The following is a 4,780-nucleotide window of genomic DNA, read 5'->3' on the forward strand; positions in this document are numbered from 1 at the left end:
GGCCGCGCCGACCTGCGCGCCAACGAGGAGGCGCTGCGCCGCTGGCTGAACGCGGCCGGGCTGGTCAGGCCGCAGGGCCAGGTGGTGCTGGTCGCCGACGGCACGCGCCCCGTCGTCCAGGCCGTGGTCCGCTGGGATCCGGTGACTTTCGCCGAACGGGAGCTCGCCGAACGCGCCGAGCTGGCGTTCCCGCCGTCCGTCCGGATGGCGTCCCTCACCGGCACCCCCGCCGCGATCAAGGATCTGATCGCGGCGGCCGGGCTGCCCGCCGACGCCGAGGTGCTGGGTCCCGTCCCGGTCGGCGACAGCGCCGAACGCGCCCTCATCCGGGTGCCGCGCGCCCACGGGCTGCCCCTCGCCCGATCCCTCAAACAAGCGCAAGGAGTACGGAGTGCGAAGAAGGCGCCCGAACCGGTCAGGGTCCAGATCGACCCGCTGGAACTCCTCTGAGGCTCGCATGATCAAGGTGGTGGGTGCCTTAGGGTTCTGGGGTGGCTGAGAAGTGGGTTGAGACGACCGTCGGAGAGTTCGAAGCGTGGGCGCGGGCCCAGGGCGGCGAGCCCGATCTGCACGGGGCGCGCATCCTGGTGGAGCTGGCCGATCTCAACGAGACCGGCGAGCTGACCGTGGAGCTGCTGCGCGAGCTGCTGCTGGAGGACTTCCCCGACGAGGTGATGGCCGCCGCCGACGACGCGCCCGCCATCGTCGACATCGCGAGTGAGCTCGTCCGCTACTTCGAGGCGACCGGCCAGCTCGACGCTGGCCGGATCGCCGACCTGCCCGCGCTGCTCGCCGCGATCGGCCCCGAGTTCGCCGCCGCGCTCGCCGCGCAGGAGGGCACCGCCGAGGACGCCGCCGAGTTCCTGGGCCGGATGATGGCCGCCGAGGGCGTCGACCTCGAGGACGAGGCCGCCGTCAACGCGTGGGTCGAGGAGTTCGAGCGGCTCTCCGAGGAGGAGAAGCTGGAGCGGACCATGCAGCATTTCGCGGGCGAGAACATCGTCCCGCCGGTGCGGCTCGCGCCGCTGCCCGAGCTCGCCGCCGCGGCCCGCACGTCGGGGCTGCTCACCGACGCCGTGGCCCTGGCCGACTGGGTCGGCTCCCGCACCCTCGACGACCAGCGCCTCAGCGCCGAGGACGCCGTGGCGGCCGCCGCGGCGATCGGCCTGCCCACCCCGCGCGCGAGCGAGGGCTTCCAGCCCGAGATCGAACGCCTGTGGGACGCCGTCGTCCAGACCGGGCTGATCACCGTGGAGGGCGAGTCGGCCGCTCCCGGCACCCGTCCGCAGGATGACGAGCAGGCCCTGGAGCTGGTCGTCGGCCTGCTGGACGCCGTGGTCACCCACACCTACGAGGAGGGCGAGTCCCTCAGCCCCGGCGAGGTCGTCCAGGGCGAGCTGCCCGGCGTCCTGCTGCACCTGTACGAGCACGGCGGCGCGACCGCGATCGGCGAGCTGGTCGTCGGCCTGATCGACCACATCCAGCAGGGCTACGACATCACCGACGCCAACATCATGGCCGAGGCCGTCCCCCTCGCCCTCCGCCTGGAGCTGGACGACCTGGCCCGCTGGGGCGTGATCGAGCTGGCCGGGGTCCTGCCGCTGGACGAGGCGACCCTCGCCGGGACCGTCGAGCTGGCCGAGACCGAGGAGGGCGCAGGCCGTGCCGCGCTCACCCCGCTGGGCGTGTTCGCGGTCCGTGAGCTGCTCCAGGCCGACGGCTACACCGCCCCGCTGATCGGCGATCTGGCCGAGGGTTCGGCCGCCGACCTGGTCGCGGGCCTCGCCGTCCACCGCGAGGACACCGCGGAGGAGGAGATCGGCCTCTGGCTGGCCCGGCGGACCGCCGAGGAGGCGGCCGCCGACCTGCTGGCGGTCATGCTGACCGAGCGGGCCGGGCCCCGGAACCTCGCTGCCGTGGTGCTGCAGAGCGTCGGCCAGGAGGCCGAGGCCACCGTCAGGGCCGCGCTGGACGCCCCGCAGACCCGCCCGTACGCGATCATCTGGCTCTCCGGCCACGGCGACGACAAGATCGAGTCGTCGCAGGCCGATCTGCAGTGGATGTTCGTCGACACCGTCGCCGGGCTGATCGAGACCGTCGGCCCGCACGACGCCATGCATCTGGCGTTCGCCGAGACCGACGACCCCGACGACCTGCACGAGCTGATCGAGGACATCTGGCGGCTCGAGCACCCCGACGTGGCCGACGTCCTGGAGGCGATCGGCGATCACCACCACGACAAGGCGCTGGCCAAGCTGGCCCGCAAGACGGCCTTCAAGGTGCGCTCCCGCTGATCGGCGCGGGTCCGGCCTCGTGAACCGGCGATTTAGACTGGGGAGCGATCCGCAGAACCTTGGAAGATGAGGAGCCTTCGTTGGCCGTCAAGCCGATCCGCCTTTTCGGCGATCCCGTGCTGCGCACCGCTGCCGAGCCGGTCACGGACTTCGACAGAGAGCTGCGTCAGCTCGTGAAGGACCTCACCGACACCATGATCGACGCGCCGGGCGCGGGGCTGGCCGCCCCGCAGCTCGGGGTGGGGCTCCGCGTGTTCACGTACTACGTGGACGACCGGCTCGGCCACCTGGTGAACCCGTCGCTCGACCTGACCGAGGAGCAGCAGGACGGCGACGAGGGCTGCCTGTCGCTGCCCGGCCTCGCCTTCCCGACCAAGCGGTCCTACGGCGTGGTCGCCAAGGGCTTCAACATGCACGGCGAGCCGATCACCGTCGAGGGCACCGAGCTGCTGGCGCGCTGTGTCCAGCATGAGACCGATCACCTCGACGGCATCCTGTTCATCGACCGGATGGACCCCGAGCAGCGCAAGCTGGCCATGAAGGCGATCCGGGAGGCCGAGTGGTTCGGCGACCAGGCGCCCGTCGTCAAGGACTCGCCGCACCGGACCTTCGGGCGGGCGATCTGATGCGGCTGGTCTTCGCCGGCACGCCGGAGGTGGCGGTCCCGCCGCTGAAGGCGCTCATCGACAGCGATCACGAGATCGCCGCGGTGATCACCCGGCCGGACGCCCCGGCGGGCCGCGGCCGCAGGCTGGTGGCCAGCCCGGTCGCCGAGCTGGCCGAGGAGCACGGGATCGAGGTGCTCAAGCCCGTCAAGGCGTCGGATCCGGAGTTCCTGGCCAGGCTCACCGAGATCGGCCCGGACTGCTGCCCGGTCGTCGCCTACGGCGCGATCCTGCGGAAGGCCGCGCTCGACGTCCCGCGGCTCGGCTGGGTCAACCTGCACTTCTCGCTGCTGCCCGCCTGGCGGGGCGCGGCCCCGGTGCAGCGCGCCGTCCTGGCGGGCGACGACTTCACCGGCGCGATGACCTTCCTGATCGAGGAGGGCCTGGACACCGGGCCCGTCTTCGGCCATCTCACCGAGCCGATCCGCCCCGACGACACCAGCGGCGCCCTCTTGGAGCGCCTGTCGTACGCCGGGGCGAACCTGCTGCTCGACACCATGAACGGGCTGGAGCTGGGGCTGCTGACGCCCGTCCCGCAGTCCGACGACGGCGTCTCGCACGCCGCGAAGCTGACCCCCGAGGACGCGCGCGTCGACTGGGCGGCGCCCGCGATGCGCGTGGACCGGCTCTGCCGCGCCTGCACGCCCGCGCCCGGCCCCTGGACGACTTTCCGCGGCGACCGGGTCAAGCTGGGCCCGGTCAGGCCCGCGGCCGGCGGCGGTCCGCTCGCCCCCGGCGAGCTCAAGCCGTCCAAGACGGAGGTGCTGGTCGGCACCGCCACCCACCCGGTCGCCCTCACCGAGGTCCAGCCGCAGGGCAAGAAGCGGATGCCCGCCGTCGACTGGTTCCGGGGCCTGCACCTCACCCCCGAAGACCGCTTCCACTGACCCGTACGGCTATGCGCGCCCGGGGGCGTGCTTTGAGGATCGAATGTGATGGCTGAGAACCGGCGTCGCGCGAGCGCGCACCGCAACCGGGGGCAGCAGGACAACCGCAGGCCCGCACGGCAGGCGCAGCGCCGCCCGCCGGGCGACGCGGTGCGCCGTGTCGCCTATGACGTGCTGCGCGCCGTCGACTCCAGGGACGCCTACGCGAACCTGCTGCTGCCGCGGATGCTCCGCGACAAGGGGATGTCGGGCCGTGACGCCGCCCTGGCGACCGAGCTCACCTACGGCACGCTGCGCGGGCTCGGCACCTACGACGCGATCCTGAACCTGTGCAGCGACCGCCCGGTCGAGAAGATCGACCCGCCGCTGCGCGACCTGCTGCGCCTTGGCACCCACCAGTTGCTGCGCACCCGGATCCCGTCGCACGCGGCGGTCTCCACGACCGTCGATCTGGTGCGTTCGGTGGCGGGCCCCGGGCAGTCGAAGTTCGCCAACGCGGTGCTGCGGAAGGTCGCGAGCCGGGATCTGCCGAGCTGGCTGGTGATCATCGCGCCCACCGACGACGAGCTGGGCCGGCTGTCGATCACCCACAGCCATCCGCGCTGGATCGTCTCGGCGCTCCGCGACGCCGTCGGCCCCGACGAGATCGAGGACCTGCTCGCCGCCGACAACGAGCGTCCCGGCGTCACCCTGGTCGCGCGGCCCGGACGTTCGACGGTCGAGGACCTGCTGGCCCTCGGCGCGGGCCCCGCCGCCTACTCGCCGTACGCCGCCTACCTGCCCGAAGGCGACCCGGGCGAGCTGTCGCTGGTCCGCAACGGCCACGCCGGAGTGCAGGACGAGGGCAGCCAGCTCGTCGCCCTCGCCCTGGCCGAAGCGCCGGTCGAAGGGGACGACGGGCTCTGGCTCGACCTGTGCGCGGGGCCCGGCGGCA

At 73.0% G+C, this 4,780-nt stretch carries 4 protein-coding genes and 1 pseudogene; all 5 read left to right on the plus strand.

Annotation, left to right across the window (positions count from 1 at the left end; genetic code table 11):
- A pseudogene (locus ACYVE7_RS29265) lies at positions 1–450 on the plus strand (primosome assembly protein PriA); the annotation flags it as partial.
- A gap of 41 nt (positions 451–491) precedes the next feature.
- Positions 492–2,294, plus strand: coding sequence for a hypothetical protein (locus ACYVE7_RS29270; RefSeq protein ID WP_460369151.1), 1,803 nt, complete (start codon positions 492–494; stop codon positions 2,292–2,294).
- A gap of 80 nt (positions 2,295–2,374) precedes the next feature.
- Positions 2,375–2,920, plus strand: coding sequence for a peptide deformylase (def, locus tag ACYVE7_RS29275; protein WP_460369154.1), 546 nt, complete (start codon positions 2,375–2,377; stop codon positions 2,918–2,920).
- A complete protein-coding gene (gene fmt / locus ACYVE7_RS29280) occupies positions 2,920–3,846 on the plus strand; it encodes a methionyl-tRNA formyltransferase (RefSeq protein WP_460369156.1) in 927 nt (308 codons plus the stop codon). Before def ends, fmt begins: the two co-directional genes overlap by 1 nt.
- A 48-nt stretch (positions 3,847–3,894) precedes the next feature.
- The coding region (locus ACYVE7_RS29285) for a transcription antitermination factor NusB (protein WP_460369159.1) at positions 3,895–4,780 on the plus strand (886 nt) is incomplete at its 3' end.

The sequence above is a fragment of the Actinocorallia lasiicapitis genome, from assembly GCF_054778695.1.

Excerpts from the sequence above, each read along its gene's own strand:
- fmt (WP_460369156.1), top strand. The coding sequence starts at position 2,920 with ATGCGGCTGGTCTTCGCCGGCACGCCGGAGGTGGCGGTCCCGCCGCTG.